Source organism: Niveispirillum sp. CC-CTL257 (genome assembly GCF_059489915.1).
Genome location: NZ_JCAJXE010000001.1, coordinates 2,965,126 through 2,983,110 on the forward strand (window position 1 = coordinate 2,965,126; position 17,985 = coordinate 2,983,110).

The following is a 17,985-nucleotide window of genomic DNA, read 5'->3' on the forward strand; positions in this document are numbered from 1 at the left end:
GGTTCAGGATCATGGTGGCGTGCGGACTGGATTTCGGCACCTCTAATTCCACACTGGGTGTGGCGGACGAGGCAGGTAGCCGCATGCTTGCGCTGGAGGGCAACCATGAAACACTGCCGAGCGCCATTTTCTTCGATTTCGAGGCCCACCGCCCTGCCTTTGGCCGTGCCGCCATCAATGCCTATGTGGCGGGTGGTGACGGGCGTCTGATGCGGTCGATCAAATCTGTACTGGGCACCAGCCTGATTGATGAGGAAACGCTGCTGGGCCGCCGCCGCATCGGCTTCCGCGAAGTCATCGGCCTGGTCATCCGCCATATCAAGGAGGAGGGCGAGCGTCGCTGCGGTCGGGAACTGACCCATGTCGTCCATGGCCGGCCCGTCCATTTCGTGGATGGCGATGACGCCGCCGACCAGCGGGCGGAGAACGCGCTGGCCGATATCGCGCGGGCCAGCGGCTTCAGGGAAGTCAGCTTCCAGTATGAACCGATTGCGGCAGCGCTCGCCTATGAGGCACAGATCAATGCCGAGCAGATCGCCCTCATCGCCGATATTGGCGGCGGTACATCGGACTTTTCCATCGTGCGTATCGGCCCTGACCGGGCGCGGCGGGCAGAACGCGCCGACGATATCCTGGCCAATGACGGGGTGCGTATCGGCGGCACCGATTTCGACCGGCTGTTGAGCCTGGAGGCGGTGATGCCGCACCTGGGCTATCGGTCGCCCTTGCTGCGCCAGGGGTTACTGACGCCGAACCATCTCTATGTGGATCTCGCGACCTGGGCCAAGATCAACTTCCTCTACAGTCCCGCCGTCCTGGCCGATGTCGAGCGGCTGGTGAAAGAGGCCAAGCATCCGCAGTTGATCCGCCGGCTGGTGACGGTTCTGGAGGAGCATCTGGGCCACGCGCTGGCCATGAAGGTGGAAGAGGCGAAGATCGCCCTGTCGGCATCAAACACCTACGATATTGACCTGTCGCTGGTCGAAAAGGGCCTGGATGCCCCCTCCACACGCGGACGCCTGGGGGTTGCCGTGGCTGATCCGGTGGAGAAGCTGGCCGCGATGACGACGGACTGTCTGCGTCAGGCGGGCCTTCGCGGCGATCAGGTCGACGCCATCTTCCTGACTGGCGGTTCCACCCTGTTGCCCGCGGTACGCGGTGCCATCACGGGTGCCGTGCCCGAAGCGCGGATCGTTGAGGGTGACAAGTTCGGTGCCGTCGGCCTGGGCCTGACCATCGAGGCGGGCCGGCGGTACGGGTAATCACATCCCGCCCTGGCCTTTCCCGCCCACGGGCCGTTCGCCCATGCCGTGGGCCGAATAGCGGGCGACGGCATCGAAGGCAGCAGAACGGAACTGACGCCGCCAGAGCACGTAGGTGACAAGTGTCACCAGCGTGATGAAGGCATAGGGATGGATCATCCAGCCCAGGCTGGCGAAGGCGTAGTAATAGCCGCGCAGGCCCCGGTTGAAGCTGGTGATAGCCAGGGTCATCATCTTGGCCGCAGCCTTGGCTGTCGTCAGCGCCTCTTCCCCCGGATCCAGTGGCGCACCGCCGATCAGGGCGATGGTGTAATTGAACTGCCGCACCGCCCAGGTGAAAGAAAAGAAGCTGTAGACAAAGATCGCCAGCAGCAGCAGCAGCTTGGCTTCGAACACCGTCCTGTCGGTCGGGTTCGTGAAGCCCAGTTCCATTACGACGTTATAGGCGCTGTCGGACGAGGCCAGAACACCCAGGAGGCCAGCCAGAACCAGCACGGTGGTGGAGGCGAAGAAGGACACGCTGTGGATCAGATGGCCCATCAGCATGCTGTCCATCACCCGGTTGTCCCGGTACAGCATATTCGTCATCCAGCGGATACGGATGCGCAGCATGTGCTGGTTCAGGCTGGTGGGTGATCCCTGCCGGCGATCCGTCAACCAGCCATAGCCCCACCAGAGCAGCACGAACCAGATGAACGCCACCCCGTCGAGCAGCGTCAAGGACGAGAACAGCGGCGGCATGACAAACCCTCAGGCCAGGCGGTAACGCGGTGCCACCAGCCCGTTGAGATAGGTCTTCAATTCGGGCGTCAGCGGCTCGAACTTCAGTGACACGGAACGGGCCGCGCCGTCCAGGCCCATGACCCGTGCCTGCACCGGCACCGGATCACCGGCACCCGGTGCCGCCACCAGCAGTGTGACCAACTCGCCTTCCTGATAAAGGGCCGGATCGGCATCAATGGCCAATCCGCCAAAGGACCAGTTTCGCGTTCGGGCCGTTCCCTTGCGGCTGCCCACGGCCAGATGCGGCTGCACAAAGCGACGCAGGCGGCGGCGCTGTTTGGCATCGCCATCGCCGGCCCGTGTGGCACCGGCCAGATCAGCCCCGCGCATATTGACGCCCGTGACAATGGCGCCGGCTAGATCGGCCTTGCGCAGGATGGCACCCGACAGGGTGGCGTTGGTCAGGTCGGCCCCACGCAGGATGGCCCCATCAAGATTGGCCGGCCAGGTACGACCGCCGGACAGGGTCTGTGCCGTCAGGTCCACACCCGCCAGATGCGCGCCCGACAAATTGGCCCGGCGCAAGGTAGCACCCGACAGGACGGACCCGTCCAACACGGCCTCCGACAGGTCGCTGTAGGACAGGTCAGCCATTTCCAGCCGGTTATCGGCCCAGTCCGCCGAGGCCAGCCGGCAACGGCGCAACCGCGCCCCGGCCAGATTGCGGCCATGCAGGACCAGCGGGTCTAGTTCCGCCATGTCCAGGTCCAGGCGCGCACCCTTGGCCCCGCCCGTTTCGATCCATTGTTCGTGACCATCAATCATGGCCGACAGTTCCGCAGACGGAATGCGCCGCCGGCTGGGCGAGGCGATCATCGTGGTCACGCCATCGGGCAGATGCTTGCCGCGCGACAGCATTTCACTGTCCACCATGGTACCGGCCAGCTGCGCGCCCATCAGGTTGGCACCCGTGAGATCAACGCCCAGCATCACGCATTTCGACAGGTCTGCCCCAGCCAGATCGGCATCCATCAGGTCCGCCCCGGTCAGGTCGCAGCCTGTCAGTTTGGCCGAACAGAGGATGGCGCGTTCCAGCCGCGCCTCCGTCAGGACTGCCGCCCCGTCGCGCTTGGTTGCCCCGCTGCTGTCGGACAGGGTGCCCGACCGGAAATCGGCACCGCGCAGGATGACATCGTTTAAGGTCGCCCGGTGCAGGTTGGCGCCGCGCAGGTCGGCGCCCATCAGATTGGCCCCCGTCAGTTCCGCCCCTTCCAGATCCGCCCCAAAGAGGTCGGCGCGGGCCAGATCGGCCCCTTCCAGATTACAGCCCGAGAGGTTTGCCCCAGCCAGCTTCGCCTCCGCCAGCCGCGCACCCTTCAGCGTCAGGCCCGACAGGTCCTGAAAGGCAAGTTCGGCACGCCGGCCACCCTTGCCGTCAAGCCATTGACGGTGAAGCTGAAATTCCTTGCGCAGGAATTCCACGTCGCGGGCAGGCGTGCTGCTGTTGCTCATTGGTCGTTGGCCCCGGAAACCGGCATCGGTGATGGTTCGATTTGCACCCTACGCTAGAGAATACCTCTCCACAATGCGGCGAAGCGATGTGTTCCGGGAATGGTTGACCCAACCAGCATGTCACGTATAATACGACCGTTCGTTCTTTTCGTGCTTAAGCGAAGATGGAAGCCGACATGACCCGCCGCAGCCGCACCTATGATTGGGACGCTCGCCCCCTTGACCCTGCGCTGCTGGCCAGCCTGCCGGGGATCGAGATCATCCGCATGATCGCGGGCGGCGACCTTCCCGCACCCAGTATGGCGGCGACCCTGGGCATGGGTTTGCTGCTGGGCGAGGTGGAGGAAGGGCGCGTGGTGTTTGAGGGCGAGCCGGGGGAGCATGTCCTGAACCCGCTGGGCACCGTTCATGGCGGCTTCGCGGCCACCCTGCTGGACAGCGCCATGGGCTGCGCCGTCCATACAATGCTGCCGGCGGGGGCTGGGTATGGCACGGTCGATCTGAAAGTCAGCTTCCTGCGCCCCATCCTGCGCGATGCCGGTATGGTGCGGGTGGAAGGCAAGGTGATCAATGCCGGTCGCACCCTGATGCTGGCAGAAGGCCGCGTGATAGGCCGGGACGATGGCCGGCTCTATGCCCACGGCACCTGCACCTGCTTCGTGCAGGCGGGGAAGTAAGCCGCCTACACTATTATTTATTCATCTTCTAGTAGTCATTCCGCGGATGCTGCCGGCGCGTTATACATGGCCAAAGCGGCAGCGATGATGTCCGTGTTGCCTTGACCATGCCCGGCCTTGGCGTGCCCCTCATCGGTGGCGGCCAGACGATAGTAATTGACCAGGAAAACCCGGATCGCCGCTGTCAAAGAGGCAGCGGCGGGTTTCCTTTCAACGATGCGGGTACAGATGTCATGGACGTTATGTCCTTCACGCGCCGCGACATCCGCCAGCGCATCCCACATTTCGGGCTCCATGCGCAGGCTGGTGCGTTTACCCAGCACGACGACGTTGCGGATAACCAGGGTGCTGCTGCCATCGGGCAAATCTTCACCGGAGAAACGCTTTGAACGCGGCGGCACGGGTGCCTCCCCATTGAACAGGAATGGATCACGCCTGCATAAAGCAATATGCAGACACATAAACCTATATGTCACGTCATATGACCAGATCAATCAAAATCAATCGTGGGTAAGTTGCGAACGGGCGAAGGCCACAGGAGCAGGCGGGCATGACCACACACACCACGCACCTTCCCGGTGCGCGTGATCAGAGAGTCTCAACAATGTGGAGGCACGGACCAAAGGGCATGTCAGAGGGCGGCCACCGATACCCAGCACTTCTGGATCGAATGCCGGAAAATCGCCTGCTGCATTATGAATAATCAGATCAGCAGAACCGCCGGGGCCTGTGGCAAGCGCTTGCCGATTACTCAGCCTCCGCTTCCAACGCTTCCATATCGGCGTCGCTGAAGCCGAAATGATGCCCGATCTCATGGATCAGGACATGGCGGACCAGATGGTCCAGATCCTCTCCCGTCTCGCACCAGTAATCCAGTATGGGACGGCGATAGAGGAAAATCAGGTCGGGTTCCAGGCGCGGCTGCGTCACGCTCTGCCAGGGCATGCCCACACCACGGTAAAGGCCCAGCAGGTCGAACGGGCTTTCCAGGCCCATTTCCCGCTCCGTCTCCTCATCCGGAAAATCCTCCACCCGGATCAAGACATTGCGCACATGGCTGCGCAGGGCCGCCGGAATGCTCTCGGCTGCGCGGGCGGCGATGGCTTCAAACTCTGCCAGGGTGGGCGCGGTGGTGAAACGGCGAAGCGAGGTCATGGGATACCGGTCGGGACAATGGCGGTGGGGCCGGCGATAGCGGCTTGACGCCGTCACCGGCCCGGTCCACCTACAGGCCAACAAATCCTGATGAGGAGGAAGAGATGACGCAAGCCCAAACCGGCCGCCCGCCGAAAATGGATAATGACGCCGTGGCGGCGTCCCTGGGTGCCCTGCCCGGCTGGACCCTGCGCGCCGATCAGGCCGCCATCGTGAAGACCTTCCGTTTCAAGGACTTCAACGAGGCGTTCGGCTTCATGACACGCGTCGCCATCCTGGCCGATAAGATCGACCACCATCCCGAATGGTTCAATGTCTATAACCGCGTTGATGTCACGCTCAACACCCATGATGTCGGCGGCATCAGCCGCCTGGACATCGAGATGGCAAGCTTCATGGAGCAGGCGGCGCGCTGACACGCGCTTCCGATGATCGTTGCCGATCATCGGCCTCAATCGCCGGCGTCCACATCCGTGGACTTTGGCTTGCGCGGCATGGGCCGCGCGGCGGCGGTCGCCGCCGTAATCAATCCCCGACAAGACAAGCTTATCGGGGATTGGTTGTTCCCGGCATCTCCGCCAGCATCGCCGTCACCAGTTTGGCGGCGTTGCTGGAGGCGAGCGCCATGAAGGTGGGGATGCGGTTTTCATCCGGATCGGCGCCGGCCAGATCGGACACAGACCGAAAGATGATGTAGGGAACGCCATTCTGTTCGGCGACAAGGGCCACGGCGGCACTTTCCATATCCACCACCTTGGCCCCGATAGTGCCGTTCAGATAGGCGCGCCAGCCAGCATTATCCATGAAGGCCGGACCTGATACCCCGTCCCCACCCATGACAATCTTGGGACTTGTCTCAAGACAGGTCTTGTTTGCAGCGCACTTATCCAGTTTCACCCCGGCCACCGCCTTTTCGGCCAGGGCCAGCAGGCCGGCATCCGCCTCGAACCAGAATTTACGGATCGGTTCGGCCTTTCCCGGCACGCGGACATAGGCGTTGGACGGTTGGATCACGCCATAGGCAGGATAAGGCAGACTGGCCCAGGGCACAGGCTTTAGGCTGCCATCAGCCCCCTCCCGCACAAAATGGCTTTCCAGATACTGGCCCCAGCGGCGGGGGACGGCCACGTCGCCGATATGCAGGTGCGGATCAAGACCGCCGGCAATACCGCTGAACAGCAGGGCATCAACCTTGAACCGGTCCAGCAGCATCTGCGTCGTCATGGCGGCATTCACCATGCTGACGCCCGACAGGACCAGCACAACTGGGCGGCCCGCCAATGTGCCCAGCGTGAAATCCACGCCATGCACGGAAATCACCTTCTTGTCCTTGGTGCTGGCCAGCAAAGTGACCAGTTCGGGCGCGAAGGCGGACATCACCGCCGTGCGGGGTGTGGCGTCCAGCAATTCGGCCCGCGCCGGCACCACCAGCAGCAGGAAAGCCAGAAGGGCGGGGATCAGCCGGGTCATGCGGGCGCCATCCGTGTTGCGATGCAATATAAACAAGGTGGCGGCAGACGATGCAATCGTCAACCGCCACCATTTACATCAGGCTTTCTTGATCCAAGCCTCAACCTGCTCACCCAAAACATCCAGGGGGACAGCCCCGGTGCGCAGCACCAGATCATGGAAGGCGCGCAGGTCAAACTTCGCCCCCAACGCCTGTTTGGCGCGGTCGCGTAGGTCCAGGATTTTCAGCATGCCGACATAATAACTGGTGGCCTGACCGGGATTGACGATGTAGCGATCGATCTCCCGGATCACCTGCTCCCGGTTCAGCGGGGTATTGGCCACGAAATAATCGATGGCCTGTTCGCGGGTCCAGCGCTTGGCATGGATGCCGCTATCCACGACCAGCCGCACCGCCCGCCAGACCTGCGTCGTCAGGCGACCGAAATCGGCATAGGGGTCCTGGTAGAAACCATATTCCTTGGGCAGGCGTTCGGCATACAGGCCCCAGCCCTCGATATAGGCGCCGAAGAAGCTGTAGCGACGGAAATCCGGCACATCGCCCAGTTCCTGTGAGATGGCGATCTGCATGTGATGGCCGGGGATCGCCTCATGATAGACGATGGCATCAGCCTGCCATTTCGCCATCTCCCGCATATTGGCAAGGTTGGCGTAGAAAATGCCGGGTCGGGAGCCGTCGGGAGATGGCTGGTTATAGAAGGCGGGCGGGGCGGACTTCTCGCGGTAGGGTTCCACCCGCTTCACAATCACAGGCGCCTTGGGTTTGGTGATGAACCATTCATCCAGACGCTTTGAATAATCCGCAATCACCTTCTCGCAATGGGCAAGATAGGCCGCGCGGCCAGCATCATCGCCGCTGAAATGGAATTTTGGATCATTGCGCAGATGTTCGAAGAATTCCGGCAGGGTGCCGTGGAATTCCACCTGCCGCATGATGCCGTGCATGTCTTTTTGCAGCAGTGCCACATGCTTCAGACCCAGTTCATGGATCTGATCCGGGCTCATGTCGGTCGTGGTGCTGTTCTTCACACAGAACCGGTAATAGGCGTCGCCATCCGGCAGCTTCCAGACGCCATCATCATGGGTCGCCACCGCCTCCAGCTTGGCGACCGCAGCGTCCAGTGCCTCATAGGCGGGCTTGACCTTGGTGGTCAGGATGCGAGCGGCCTCGGCCACCAGCTTATCCTTTTCGCCCTGTGCGATGGTCAGGGCACCAACCTTCTTCTTGAAGTCGGCGTAAAGGGCGCAGTCCGGCCCCTGGTCGAACGGCGCGCCGGTAATGACAGCGCGGATGTCGGGCCGCATCTTGGTCAACGAGAACCGGGGCGGCACAACGCCGCGCGCCGCCGCATCCTCGCCACGCCGGATGACATTCTGAATGACGGCGGACACGCCATTCAGACGCGCCAGATAGGCCCGCGCGTCGGAGACATCGTCAATCCGGTGCTGATTGGCCAGGAAGCTGGGAATGCCCGTATGGCGGCCATAGAGATGGTTGATCGGGTAGCGGTGATTGCGCCAGCGGTGCCCCTCAATCTCCGTCTCGCATTGCGCCTCAAACAGCCGGAAATTCAGCCGGTCGGTGGCACCCAGCTGTGCGGGGTCCCAGCCCTGGCGCAACAGGTCCAGCGCCTGGCGGGTCCGGGCGATGGATGCGTTGGCAAAGGCGTCGCTGCCATCATCCCAGCGATCATAGCCCGTCTTGCGCCCACGCTGCGTCTGGGTTTCCGGCGACAGGGACAGGTCAGCTTCATACACCTCCGCGAAGAAGGCGTGAAGGGCGGCAGCGTCACCCTTGTTCTTCGGTTTGGCCGCATCGGTCAGCGACAGGGGGCCGGGCAGGCCCTGTGCAAAGGCGGACAACGGGGTGGCGGCAGCAAGCGCCAGACCGGCCGAACCGGCCAGCAACTGACGACGGGAAAGGCGGTGACGCATGGATCGCTGTTCCATTTTTGTTATGGTGGGAAGGCACAACCAGACCCATGTTTCACATGAAACATGAGAGTCCAATCCGGGTTCAGGACGCCAACCAGGCCGGGTTCTTCAACCCTTTCACAAACGCCTCATGTGCGGCCAGTTCATCGGGCAAGGGGGCATGCGGGCGCGGCGGGCGGGCGGTACGGGTAACGCGGGCAGGCCCAGTGTCGAACCCGCCTTGCTGGGTGGCGACCGGCCCACCAGCCAGCACCAGATCAGGCTGACGTCCGCCCATCAGTTCCAGATAGACCTCAGCCAGCAACTGGCTGTCCAGCAGCGCGCCGTGCAGGGTGCGGTTGGAATTGTCGATCTCAAACCGGCGGCAGAGCGCGTCCAGGCTGGCCGGCGCGCCGGGGAAGCGCTTGCGCGCGATCTTCACCGTATCGACGACCGGGTTGGTCAGCTTTGGCATGCCGATCCGCACCAGCTCCATATTCAGGAAGCCGATATCGAAGGAGGCATTGTGGATCACCAGCTGCGCGTCGCCGATGAACTCCAGGAAATCCCCGACCACGGCGGGAAAGACCGGCTTGTCGGACAGGAAAGAGGATGACAGGCCATGCACAGCCTCAGCTTCCGCCGGCATGTCGCGTTCGGGGTTCAGGTAGGTGTGATAATGCTGGCCCGTGGCGATATGGTTGAACAGTTCCACACAGCCGATTTCCACGATGCGGTCGCCGTTCAGCGGATCGATGCCCGTGGTTTCGGTGTCGAGAACGATCTCGCGCATGGTTATCAAGCCTTCCGTGCTGGCGACCAGATATGGCCCTGGCGGTGTTTCATGGCCGCCACGATGCGGCGCAGGTGGATCAGCGTCAAGCGTCGGCCCAGGCCGGTCGGCACAACAAAATCCGCCCGCCGGCGTTTCTCCGCATCCGGCACTTGCCGGGCCAGGATGTTGGCCAGCTTCGCGGATGTCATGCCAGGCCGCGCCAGAACGCGCTGACGCTGCAGCCAGACCGGCGCCGTCACCACAACCACGGCATCCACCCGGCGCTCCCCCTTGGTTTCATAAAGAAGGGGGATGTCCATGACGGCCACCGGCACACCGCGCCGGGCACAGCGTTTCACGAAATTGTCGGCATCGGCCCGGGTCAGCGGATGCACCGCCGCCTCCAGCCGCTTCAACGCGTCGGGTTTGCCCAAAACGGCGGCGGCAAGGGCAGCACGGTCCACGGCCCCGTTCTTCACGGCATCGGGAAACAGGGCCTGGATGGCCGGCACCGCCTTGCCGCCGCGTGCGTAAAGTCGGTGGACACTGGCATCGGCATCGTGAACGGGGCAGCCCAGGCGGCGCAGCATGCTGGCCGCCGTGGATTTTCCCATGCCGATGGAACCGGTCAGGCCCAGAATGATCATCGCGGGTCCAGAACGAAGCGGCGCAGATCATCCGTCACCATCGGATCCGTGCCGAACCAGGCATGAAAGCCGGGGCGCGCCTGATGCAGCAGCATGCCCAGCCCATCCACCACGGGATTGCCCCGCGCCGCCGCCGCCGCCAGCAAGGGCGTCACAAGCGGAACATAGACGATGTCGGTAACCAGCGCGTCGTTCGGCAGGGCCGACAGGTCAATCTCCAATGGCGGATATCCATTCATGCCCTGGCTGGTGGAATTGACCAGCAGCACAGCCCCATCCAGGGCCGCATCGCGCCCATCCCAGGGCCCGACCGTGATACGCGGATCGCCCAGATCGGCAGCGATTTCGGCAGCCCGCGCCTGGGTGCGGTTCAGCAGACGGATTTCCGGTGCCCCAGCATCCAGCAGGGCCACCACGACGGCCCGCGCCGCACCGCCTGCCCCAAGCACCACCGATGGCCCCGCAGTTACGGACCAGCTTGCCGGCGCACTGGCTGCCAGATTTTCCCAGAAGCCGAACCCATCGGTATTGCGGCCTTCCAGGGTACCATCCTCAGCCACGATGATCGTATTGACGGCACCGATGCGCCGGGCACTGCTGTCCAACCGGTCGACAATGCGGAACGCCACCTCTTTATGCGGGATGGTGACATTGCAGCCACGGAACCCCATGGCGGGCAAGGCGCGGATGGCCTGTTCCGCCCGGTCCGGCGGCACCGCCAGCGGAACATAGGCCCCGTCGATCCCGTAATGCCGCAGCCAGAACCCGTGCAGCAGCGGGCTGCGCGAATGACCAACGGGCCAGCCCATGACACCGGCGATCAGCCCCTTGCCTGTCAACATTCAGATACTCTCCCGTCAGGCCGGCAACAGCTTGCGCACGCGCAGGAAATCCAGCAGCGGCAGCAGGGGCAGGCCCTGGATGGTGAAATGGTCACCCTTCACCTTGTTGAACAGTTGCGCACCCAGCCCCTCCACTTGGTAGGACCCGGCACAGGACAGGACGGCATCACCGGCGGCGTCCAGGTAGCGTTCGATGAAGGCATCCGACAGGGGACGCATAGTCAGGGTGGCATGGTCGATATGATGCCAGACGCGGGTGCCGTTATGGAATACGACGACCGCTGAATAGAGCGTATGGGTCCGGCCCGACAGCAGGCGCAGATGGTTGGCGGCATCCGCCTTGTCCACAGGTTTGTCGAACCAGCGGCCGTCACATTCCAGCATCTGATCGCCGCCCACCACATAGGCCCCGACATATTTGCGCGCCAGTTTGGAGGCTTTCAGATCGGCAAGCGCTTCAGCCACCTCCGGCGGCTTCATGCCGGCAGCCTTGCCCGACAGTTTGATCTCTTCCTCATCCACCCGTGCCGCTTCGGCATGCACCTCCACTCCCGCCGCTTCCAGCATACGGCGACGTGAGATGCTGGCAGATGCCAGGATGATGGGTTCGGTCGTCAGAAAGGCCGGCATCATTCATCACCCTTGACACTGTCGATGGCCGCAGCGGCCTGCGGCCGGCGGCGGGCGAACAACATCATCACCTCTGCCGCCGTCTCTTCGATCGACCGCCGGGAAACATCGATGACGGCCCAGCCCTTGCGCGTGAACAGACGCCGGGCTTCCAGCAATTCCTCCCGCACGCGCTCAGGATCGGTATAGGACGTGTCGTCCCCCTGGTTCAGCAGTTTTAGACGGTTGCGCCGGATCTGTACCAGCCGTTCCGGATCCTTGGTCAGCCCGACGATCAGAGGCCGGGTCAGTTGATCCAGCTCCGGCGGAAGGGGACAGCCGGGCACATAGGGAATGTTGGCAGCCTTGATACCGCGATTGGCCAGATAGATGCAGGTCGGTGTCTTGGATGTCCGGCTGACGCCCACCAGGATGACATCGGCATCATGCAGACCCCAGGCACTTTGGCCGTCATCATGGTTAAGCGCGAAATCCATGGCATCGATGCGACCGAAATATTCGGCGGTCAGCGCGTGTTGCCGGCCCGGCTTCGACTGGCTCTGCAGACCCAGATAGGTGCCCAGCGCGTTGATCAGTGGGTCCAGGACCGAGATGCTGGGGATACCCAGTTCCCGGCAGGTATCCTGCAACTTATGGCGCAGTTTCTCATTCACCAGAGTGAACATAACCAGGCCCGGATGCTCCCGAATGCCCTCCAGCACCATGTCCAACTGCCGTTCGGTGCGGACCAGATTCCAGAAATGTTCGATCGGATGCACTTGGTCGAACTGGCTGACGCAGGCGCGGGCGACGGAATTGATCGTCTCCCCCGTCGCATCGGAAACCAGATGCAGATGGAAGTTCCTGGGTGCGGAGGGCGGCTTGATGTGGCCGCCATGATGATCGCCGGGGTGCATCCTGTGGACCGCTCCTGGGGATATGTCGGGGACGGATGTGCGTGAACGGGCACAAAAGGCGTAGCCGGGCTTTTCTATCCCTGGCAAGCCCGGACTTGTCTGCCCTGCTGCCCGATCTGGGATTAAGTCTGCGTGTTTACCTGGGAATCAAGGACGAATCGGGTAAGCCAGAGCGATTGTCCCCATATCGCAATGATCCCTATAAAACCAGTATTTCTGCGCCTATTGCAGGCTGATCCATAAAGTTTTCCACAATTTTTTTCCACACCCTGCATGGCATATCCGAACTGTGGACAAAAATGCGGACAAACATGAATTCCCGTTATCCACAGGGCCAACTACTCCTCCAATCCTTTCTTTAAAAAAGTAAAGTTTTAAGAGAGGGGTTGGGATAAGGTTTGACCCGTCCGTTTTCCGTGACCTGGGTTGGATCCATGACCATCAAATCCTCCGTTTCGCCAAAGAAGATGCTGGCCGCACTGGCGGGGGTGCCACAGACGCCACCACCTTTCTGGCTGATGCGGCAGGCGGGGCGGTATCTGCCAGAATACAGGCAGGTTCGTGCCCAGGCTGGCGGCTTCCTGGACCTGTGCATGAACCCGGAACTGGCCTGTGAAGTGACGTTGCAGCCCCTACGCCGCTACGGCATGGACGCCGCCATCCTGTTTTCAGACATCCTGATTATCCCGCATGCGCTGGGTCAGGGTCTTCGGTTCGCGGAGGGCGAAGGCCCTGTACTGGATGCTATCCGCGACCAGCAGGGCCTGCTGAAGCTGGATCTGGATGGGCTGCACCGGAAAGCAGCGCCCGTGTACGAAACGGTGTCACGCATTCGGGCCTCCCTGGATGAACGGACGGCTCTGATTGGGTTCGCCGGCTCACCCTGGACCGTCGCCTGCTACATGGTTGAAGGGGGCGGATCGAAGGAATATGCGCATGTGAAGCGCTTCGCCTATACCGACCCGGTCGGTTTCAACCGGCTGATCGACATCCTGGTCGAAGCGACAGTCGACTATCTGTCGATGCAGATCAAGGCTGGTGCCGAACTGGTACAGTTGTTTGACAGCTGGGCCGGTGCCCTGTCCGCCGCGGATTTCCAGCGCTTTGTCGTGGCTCCGACCCGGCGGATCACGGCGGCACTGAAGGAACGCCATCCGGGCACGCCCATAATCGGCTTTCCGCGCATGGCCGGCCTGAACCTGGAAAGCTTTGTCGAACAGGCCGGTGTGGATGCCGTGTCGCTGGACCCCGGCGTGCCGGCCGCCTGGGCCGCCCAGCACCTGCAGTGCAAGGTCGCCGTGCAGGGCAATCTCGACCCCGTCCTGCTGATCGCCGGGGGGGAGGAGATGGACCGCGCGGTCCTGGATCTGCTGGAAACCCTTGGCAACGGACCCTTCATTTTCAACCTTGGCCACGGCATCATCAAGGAAACATCGCCGGAAAACGTATCTCGTTTGGCTGGGTTGATCCGCGACTGGAAGCCTGCCACAAGGGATTGATTCCACGATCCCATAATTTGTGTGCCGGTGGTGACAGCTTCCTTTCGGGACCGTATCGCCGTCGTTCTGATGCAGCCGGGCCAGCCGGCGGCAGTTGGGCTGGTTTTGCCCTACCTGCAGGCCCTGCTGGCGACATCGCGACAAGACCCGCCTGCCCCGCCACTCCGCCCGCTGCTGGCTTTGCGCGCCCGGCGGCTGGCCCGGTATTTCACCCTGGATGATCTGACAGGGCCGGCAGATGAACCGATGGGCACGGAGCTGGAGAACGCGCTCTGGGGTGATGGTGTAGTGCGGGTTTTCACCGCTAACCTGTTCGCACCGCCATCGCCCATTGCGATTGCCCATGATGTAGCGGCGTTCCGGCCCGACCGTCTGGTTCTGCTGCCGCCCTCGCCTCTGTTTTCTGGCGGGCTCAACGGAGTGGCGCTGCAGGCCTGGGACCGCGCATCTAAAGCTGCAGGCCTGGAGGTTCCGGCAAGCAGCCTGTGCTGCCATCCCACTGATGCTGCCGTCCTGCGCACCCTGGTGGCGCGTGCGGGCGAAGTGATGGCACCGGGTGGGACCGGTTCATTGCTGCTGGTCATTCCGGGTCTGGGCTGGTCAGGCGGTGATCCGCTCGGCTGGCAGATGAAGCGGCTGGCGGCGGAACTCTCGCGTCTGTTAGATGTGGCGGTGGGGCGTATCGGGGTGGCCCGGCTGGATGTGCCGGGCTTTGATGATGGCGATCTGCCGAGCGTGGAACAGGCTATCCGGCGTACACGCAGCCCCGCTTTATCCATCCTGCCTTTGTCGCCCTGGCCGCTGTTGCGCGCCGCCTGGGGTGACTATCTGGATGAATGGCGGGATATGGCGTTATCATCAGGCATCCTGTCGCTGACCCTGTCGCGTCCGGCATTGGCGGAAGGGGCCGATCTGGCGCCGCTTGTGCGTCAAGCCCTGGCCGGGCATCCGGGGGTCTGTTCGGGCTTTGGACGGCGTCTATGCCCCCCCGATCAGGGCCATTGCCCCTATCGGCGCATGGCGGTGGCTGCCATGCATGGGCAGACCATGGCTTGATTATGCCTGGCTTTGGCCCCAAGTTCGGGGAAAGCCTCTGAGGCATGATCAGGATCAACACCGATGTTCATTCAGACCGAAGATACCCCGAACCCCGCGACGCTGAAGTTTCTTCCCGGCCGTGATGTTCTGGGCACCGGTACCGCAGATTTCACCGACGCAGCAGACGCTGCCGCCCGCTCGCCCCTGGCTGAGCGGCTGTTTCAGGTCGATGGCGTGACGCGGGTGTTTCTGGCCGGCGACTTTGTCACTGTTACCAAGGATGACAGCCGCGACTGGTACGTGATGAAGCCCGGCATCCTGGGCGCCATCATGGAACATTTCGCCACCGGTAAGCCCGTTTTGACCCAGGTCAAGGCGGACGATAACGAGGTGAACGAGGATGACGACGAGATTGTTGCCCAGATCAAGGAATTGCTGGACGCCAAGGTGCGGCCGGCGGTGGCCCAGGATGGCGGCGACATCACCTTCCATGGATTTGAGAATGGCGTCGTTTATCTGGCCATGAAGGGGGCCTGTGCGGGTTGCCCCAGCAGCACGGCCACCTTGAAGTCTGGCATCGAGAATATGCTTCGGTATTACATTCCCGAGGTTGTCGAGGTGCAGCAAATCCGATAAGGTGCAAATCCCAGCCCCTGAATTGCGCCTCAATTCGGTCGCAATGGGTTGGGATATGATGCGTGTACAGATGGCGTGCCGGGGGTTGGGGCCCCTTCGCGGGGAAATTAGACCCCACCGGCATGATGCCCTGACCGCGGTAAAACCCAGGAAGGGACCGTGGGAGGGATTGCCTCTGACACTCTTGGGCCGGCCTTATTTAGGGCCAAAGGCCAAAGTGCGGAGTTTGCTCCGGCAAAATGACGGACGTGCGCCACATGATGTGGCGGCGATACCCGTCCTTTCGGCTTGGACTGTAAGGGATTGAAAAAACATGCTGACAGACGCGAACGAGGGCTTTGACAGCCCCCGCGGTACGGCTGCCCGCATATGGGGCATGTCCGCCCTGTTTCTGCTGCTCACCGTCTTTCTGCCTTCTACTGTGTTTATCAGCGCTTCCAGCCGGTCGATCGACCGGACGGCGCGGGAATTCCTGCTGCCGGTGCTGCGCCCGGATCCGGGTTTCACGGTGGAGATGGCATCCGCCACCACGCGCCACGACCCATCCTTCAAGCTGGATGCCAAGGCGACGCTGGACCTGTTCCATTCCCGCGAGTACCGGATCGAAACGGTGCGTAGTGGAGAGACAACGGTTCCGCGCCTGGTTCTGACCGATCTACCGACCGGGATAACGGCACTGGAGAACAGCGACGACCGCAAGGCACTGTTCGTCAAGACCCTGCTGCCCCTGATCCTGATGGCCAATGAGCGGATTGAACAGGACCGTGATCGCCTGCGCCGCCTGCACGCCGTGAAGCAGGGTGGACAGATACTGGCACCGCAGGATCGCCGCTGGCTGGCCGATCTGGCGGTCCGCTACGGCCTGACAGGCGATGGTGAGATCAATACCAAGGCGCTGATGCAGCGCGTGGATGTAGTTCCTGTTTCCTTGGCCCTTGCCCAGGCGGCGGAGGAAAGTGGCTGGGGTACCTCTCGCTTTGCCCAGAAGGGCAATGCCCTTTACGGCCAACTGACCTTCAAGGCGGAGGATGAAGGGATTGTTCCCCGCAATCGCCGCCAGGGTGAGACCCACCGATTCAGATCATTCGATGATCCGAAGGGCAGCGTGGAAAGCTATATCCATAACCTCAACACCCACCGCGCCTACTCGCAGTTCCGCCAGATGCGGGCCAGCCTGCGCACGCAGGACAAGCCCATCGATGGGTTGATGCTGGTTAATGCCCTGGGTGCATATTCGGAGCGGGGCGAGGATTATGTCCGCACCATACGCTCTCTGATCCGCGTCAATTCACTGTCTGATTTTGATCGGGCGGTATTAAGCGAGGATCAGATGGAAGAGGTTCTGGGGCCCCGCACGCGGGCCGAAATGGCGCGCGACCATGGCGTTGTGCCGGCCAGCCTGCGCCGCTAGAGCGTATTTCTGACCGGAAACACGCTCTCGTTGTTTGTTTTCCTCAGGTGCCGGCGCGGTATCCCCCGCTTGGCTTCACGCCGCAGATGCGGCGCGGCGGCAGTCGCCGCCGGAGCTGTTTCCGGTCTACCGAAAACAGCTCTAACGCGGTTTCGGTCTGTTCTATAGTTTCTTTGCAGCTTGCCATGCATGGCTTTGATGGCGGATATCAAAGCCATGCTGTTGTCTGCTCCAAGGATACAACAATGACCGATATGCTCTCCGACGCCGCGCTGGATCAGCTGTTCCGCACGGCCCGCACCTATAATGGCTTCATCGACAAGCCGGTGACGACGGACATCCTGCGCCAGATTCATGATCTGCTGCGCTGGGGTCCGACCAGCGCCAATTGCTGTCCGCTGCGCGTTGTCTTCGTGACCACGGCTGAGGCCAAGGAACGGCTGCGCCCGGCCCTGTCCGCCGGCAATCTGACCAAGACCATGTCGGCGCCGGTGACGGCCATCCTGGCCTATGACACGCAGTTCGCCGAACATCTGCCACGCCTGTTCCCACATGTCGATGCTCGCCCGTGGTTTGCCAATCCGCAGGTCGCGTCGGAAACGGCGTTCCGGAATGGCACTTTGCAGGCCGCTTATTTCATGTTGGCGGCCCGTGCCCTGGGTCTGGATTGTGGTCCGATGTCGGGCTTTGACCAGGGCAAGGTGAATGCTGAATTCTTCCCCGATGGCCGCTTCAAGGCCAATTTCATCTGTAATCTGGGTTATGGTGACCCCAGCAGCCTGTTCGACCGCAGCCCGCGGTTTGACTTTGAGGATGTCTGCCAGGTTCTGTAATCCGCCCCAACCGGCGCAGAAATTAAAACCCCGTCAGCCCCAGCGGCTGACGGGGTTTTTCATGC

General features: G+C 62.3%; 19 protein-coding genes. 8 read left to right on the plus strand and 11 right to left on the minus strand.

All coding sequences use genetic code 11. The features are described 5' to 3' along the window. Positions 1-11 precede the first annotated feature (11 nt). Entirely contained in the window at positions 12-1,262 is a 1,251-nt protein-coding gene (locus ABC729_RS13905; RefSeq protein WP_495608147.1) for an Hsp70 family protein, read from the plus strand. Here the strand turns inward: ABC729_RS13905 and ABC729_RS13910 are convergent, their stop codons facing one another. Together ABC729_RS13910 and ABC729_RS13915 are read right to left on the minus strand one after the other, a co-directional pair. After that, positions 1,263-2,003, minus strand: a complete 741-nt coding sequence (locus ABC729_RS13910; protein WP_495608148.1) for a DUF599 domain-containing protein — start codon at positions 2,001-2,003, stop codon at positions 1,263-1,265. A gap of 9 nt (positions 2,004-2,012) precedes the next feature. Then, positions 2,013-3,497, minus strand: coding sequence for a pentapeptide repeat-containing protein (locus ABC729_RS13915; protein WP_495608149.1), 1,485 nt, complete (start codon positions 3,495-3,497; stop codon positions 2,013-2,015). A 176-nt stretch (positions 3,498-3,673) separates the two neighbouring features. On the opposite strand from ABC729_RS13915, the gene ABC729_RS13920 reads away from it, so the two are divergent. Next, complete coding sequence (locus ABC729_RS13920; protein WP_495608150.1) at positions 3,674-4,174, plus strand: PaaI family thioesterase; 501 nt, start codon at positions 3,674-3,676, stop codon at positions 4,172-4,174. Positions 4,175-4,209: 35 nt separating this feature from the next. Here the strand turns inward: ABC729_RS13920 and ABC729_RS13925 are convergent, their stop codons facing one another. Together ABC729_RS13925 and ABC729_RS13930 are read right to left on the minus strand one after the other, a co-directional pair. Then, entirely contained in the window at positions 4,210-4,575 is a 366-nt protein-coding gene (locus tag ABC729_RS13925) for a ribbon-helix-helix domain-containing protein (protein ID WP_495608151.1), read from the minus strand. Positions 4,576-4,921: 346 nt separating this feature from the next. Continuing rightward, positions 4,922-5,329, minus strand: coding sequence for a metallopeptidase family protein (locus ABC729_RS13930; protein WP_495608152.1), 408 nt, complete (start codon positions 5,327-5,329; stop codon positions 4,922-4,924). A gap of 104 nt (positions 5,330-5,433) precedes the next feature. On the opposite strand from ABC729_RS13930, the gene ABC729_RS13935 reads away from it, so the two are divergent. After that, positions 5,434-5,745, plus strand: coding sequence for a 4a-hydroxytetrahydrobiopterin dehydratase (locus tag ABC729_RS13935; RefSeq protein ID WP_495608153.1), 312 nt, complete (start codon positions 5,434-5,436; stop codon positions 5,743-5,745). 130 nt (positions 5,746-5,875) lie between these two features. Here the strand turns inward: ABC729_RS13935 and ABC729_RS13940 are convergent, their stop codons facing one another. The 7 genes from ABC729_RS13940 to ABC729_RS13970 all read right to left on the minus strand — a co-directional run bounded on the left by ABC729_RS13940 (position 5,876) and on the right by ABC729_RS13970 (position 12,503). Then, complete coding sequence (locus ABC729_RS13940; protein WP_495608154.1) at positions 5,876-6,799, minus strand: 5'-methylthioadenosine/S-adenosylhomocysteine nucleosidase; 924 nt, start codon at positions 6,797-6,799, stop codon at positions 5,876-5,878. A 78-nt stretch (positions 6,800-6,877) separates the two neighbouring features. Beyond that, on the minus strand, positions 6,878-8,734 hold the full coding sequence (locus ABC729_RS13945; RefSeq protein ID WP_495608155.1) for a DUF885 domain-containing protein: 1,857 nt from the start codon (positions 8,732-8,734) through the stop codon (positions 6,878-6,880). A gap of 82 nt (positions 8,735-8,816) precedes the next feature. After that, positions 8,817-9,506 (minus strand): DNA polymerase III subunit epsilon, encoded by a 690-nt coding sequence (dnaQ, locus tag ABC729_RS13950; protein WP_495608156.1) that lies wholly within the window; start codon positions 9,504-9,506, stop codon positions 8,817-8,819. A 5-nt stretch (positions 9,507-9,511) separates the two neighbouring features. After that, entirely contained in the window at positions 9,512-10,135 is a 624-nt protein-coding gene (gene coaE / locus ABC729_RS13955) for a dephospho-CoA kinase (protein ID WP_495608157.1), read from the minus strand. Beyond that, entirely contained in the window at positions 10,132-10,977 is an 846-nt protein-coding gene (locus tag ABC729_RS13960; RefSeq protein WP_495608158.1) for a shikimate dehydrogenase, read from the minus strand. Before ABC729_RS13960 ends, coaE begins: the two co-directional genes overlap by 4 nt. Before the next feature lie 15 nt (positions 10,978-10,992). Beyond that, on the minus strand, positions 10,993-11,610 hold the full coding sequence (locus tag ABC729_RS13965; protein WP_495608159.1) for a Maf family protein: 618 nt from the start codon (positions 11,608-11,610) through the stop codon (positions 10,993-10,995). Continuing rightward, the gene (locus tag ABC729_RS13970) at positions 11,607-12,503 is read right to left on the minus strand and encodes a pyruvate, water dikinase regulatory protein (protein ID WP_495608160.1); all 897 of its coding nucleotides are present in this window, start codon (positions 12,501-12,503) and stop codon (positions 11,607-11,609) included. The genes ABC729_RS13965 and ABC729_RS13970 overlap by 4 nt, the downstream gene beginning before the upstream one ends. A 434-nt stretch (positions 12,504-12,937) precedes the next feature. Here ABC729_RS13970 and hemE point away from each other — a divergent pair, with 434 nt between their 5' ends. From hemE to ABC729_RS13995, 5 genes are all read left to right on the plus strand, one after another. Continuing rightward, complete coding sequence (hemE, locus tag ABC729_RS13975) at positions 12,938-14,002, plus strand: uroporphyrinogen decarboxylase (protein WP_495608161.1); 1,065 nt, start codon at positions 12,938-12,940, stop codon at positions 14,000-14,002. Between the two features lie 30 nt (positions 14,003-14,032). Beyond that, entirely contained in the window at positions 14,033-15,058 is a 1,026-nt protein-coding gene (locus ABC729_RS13980; protein WP_495608162.1) for a hypothetical protein, read from the plus strand. A gap of 63 nt (positions 15,059-15,121) precedes the next feature. Continuing rightward, positions 15,122-15,676, plus strand: coding sequence for a NifU family protein (locus ABC729_RS13985; RefSeq protein WP_495608163.1), 555 nt, complete (start codon positions 15,122-15,124; stop codon positions 15,674-15,676). Positions 15,677-15,989: 313 nt separating this feature from the next. Further along, positions 15,990-17,087, plus strand: a complete 1,098-nt coding sequence (locus tag ABC729_RS13990) for a glucosaminidase domain-containing protein (protein WP_495608164.1) — start codon at positions 15,990-15,992, stop codon at positions 17,085-17,087. A 245-nt stretch (positions 17,088-17,332) separates the two neighbouring features. Continuing rightward, positions 17,333-17,920: a malonic semialdehyde reductase gene (locus ABC729_RS13995; RefSeq protein ID WP_495608165.1), complete on the plus strand. Its 588-nt coding sequence runs from the start codon at positions 17,333-17,335 to the stop codon at positions 17,918-17,920. Positions 17,921-17,985: the final 65 nt, after the last annotated feature.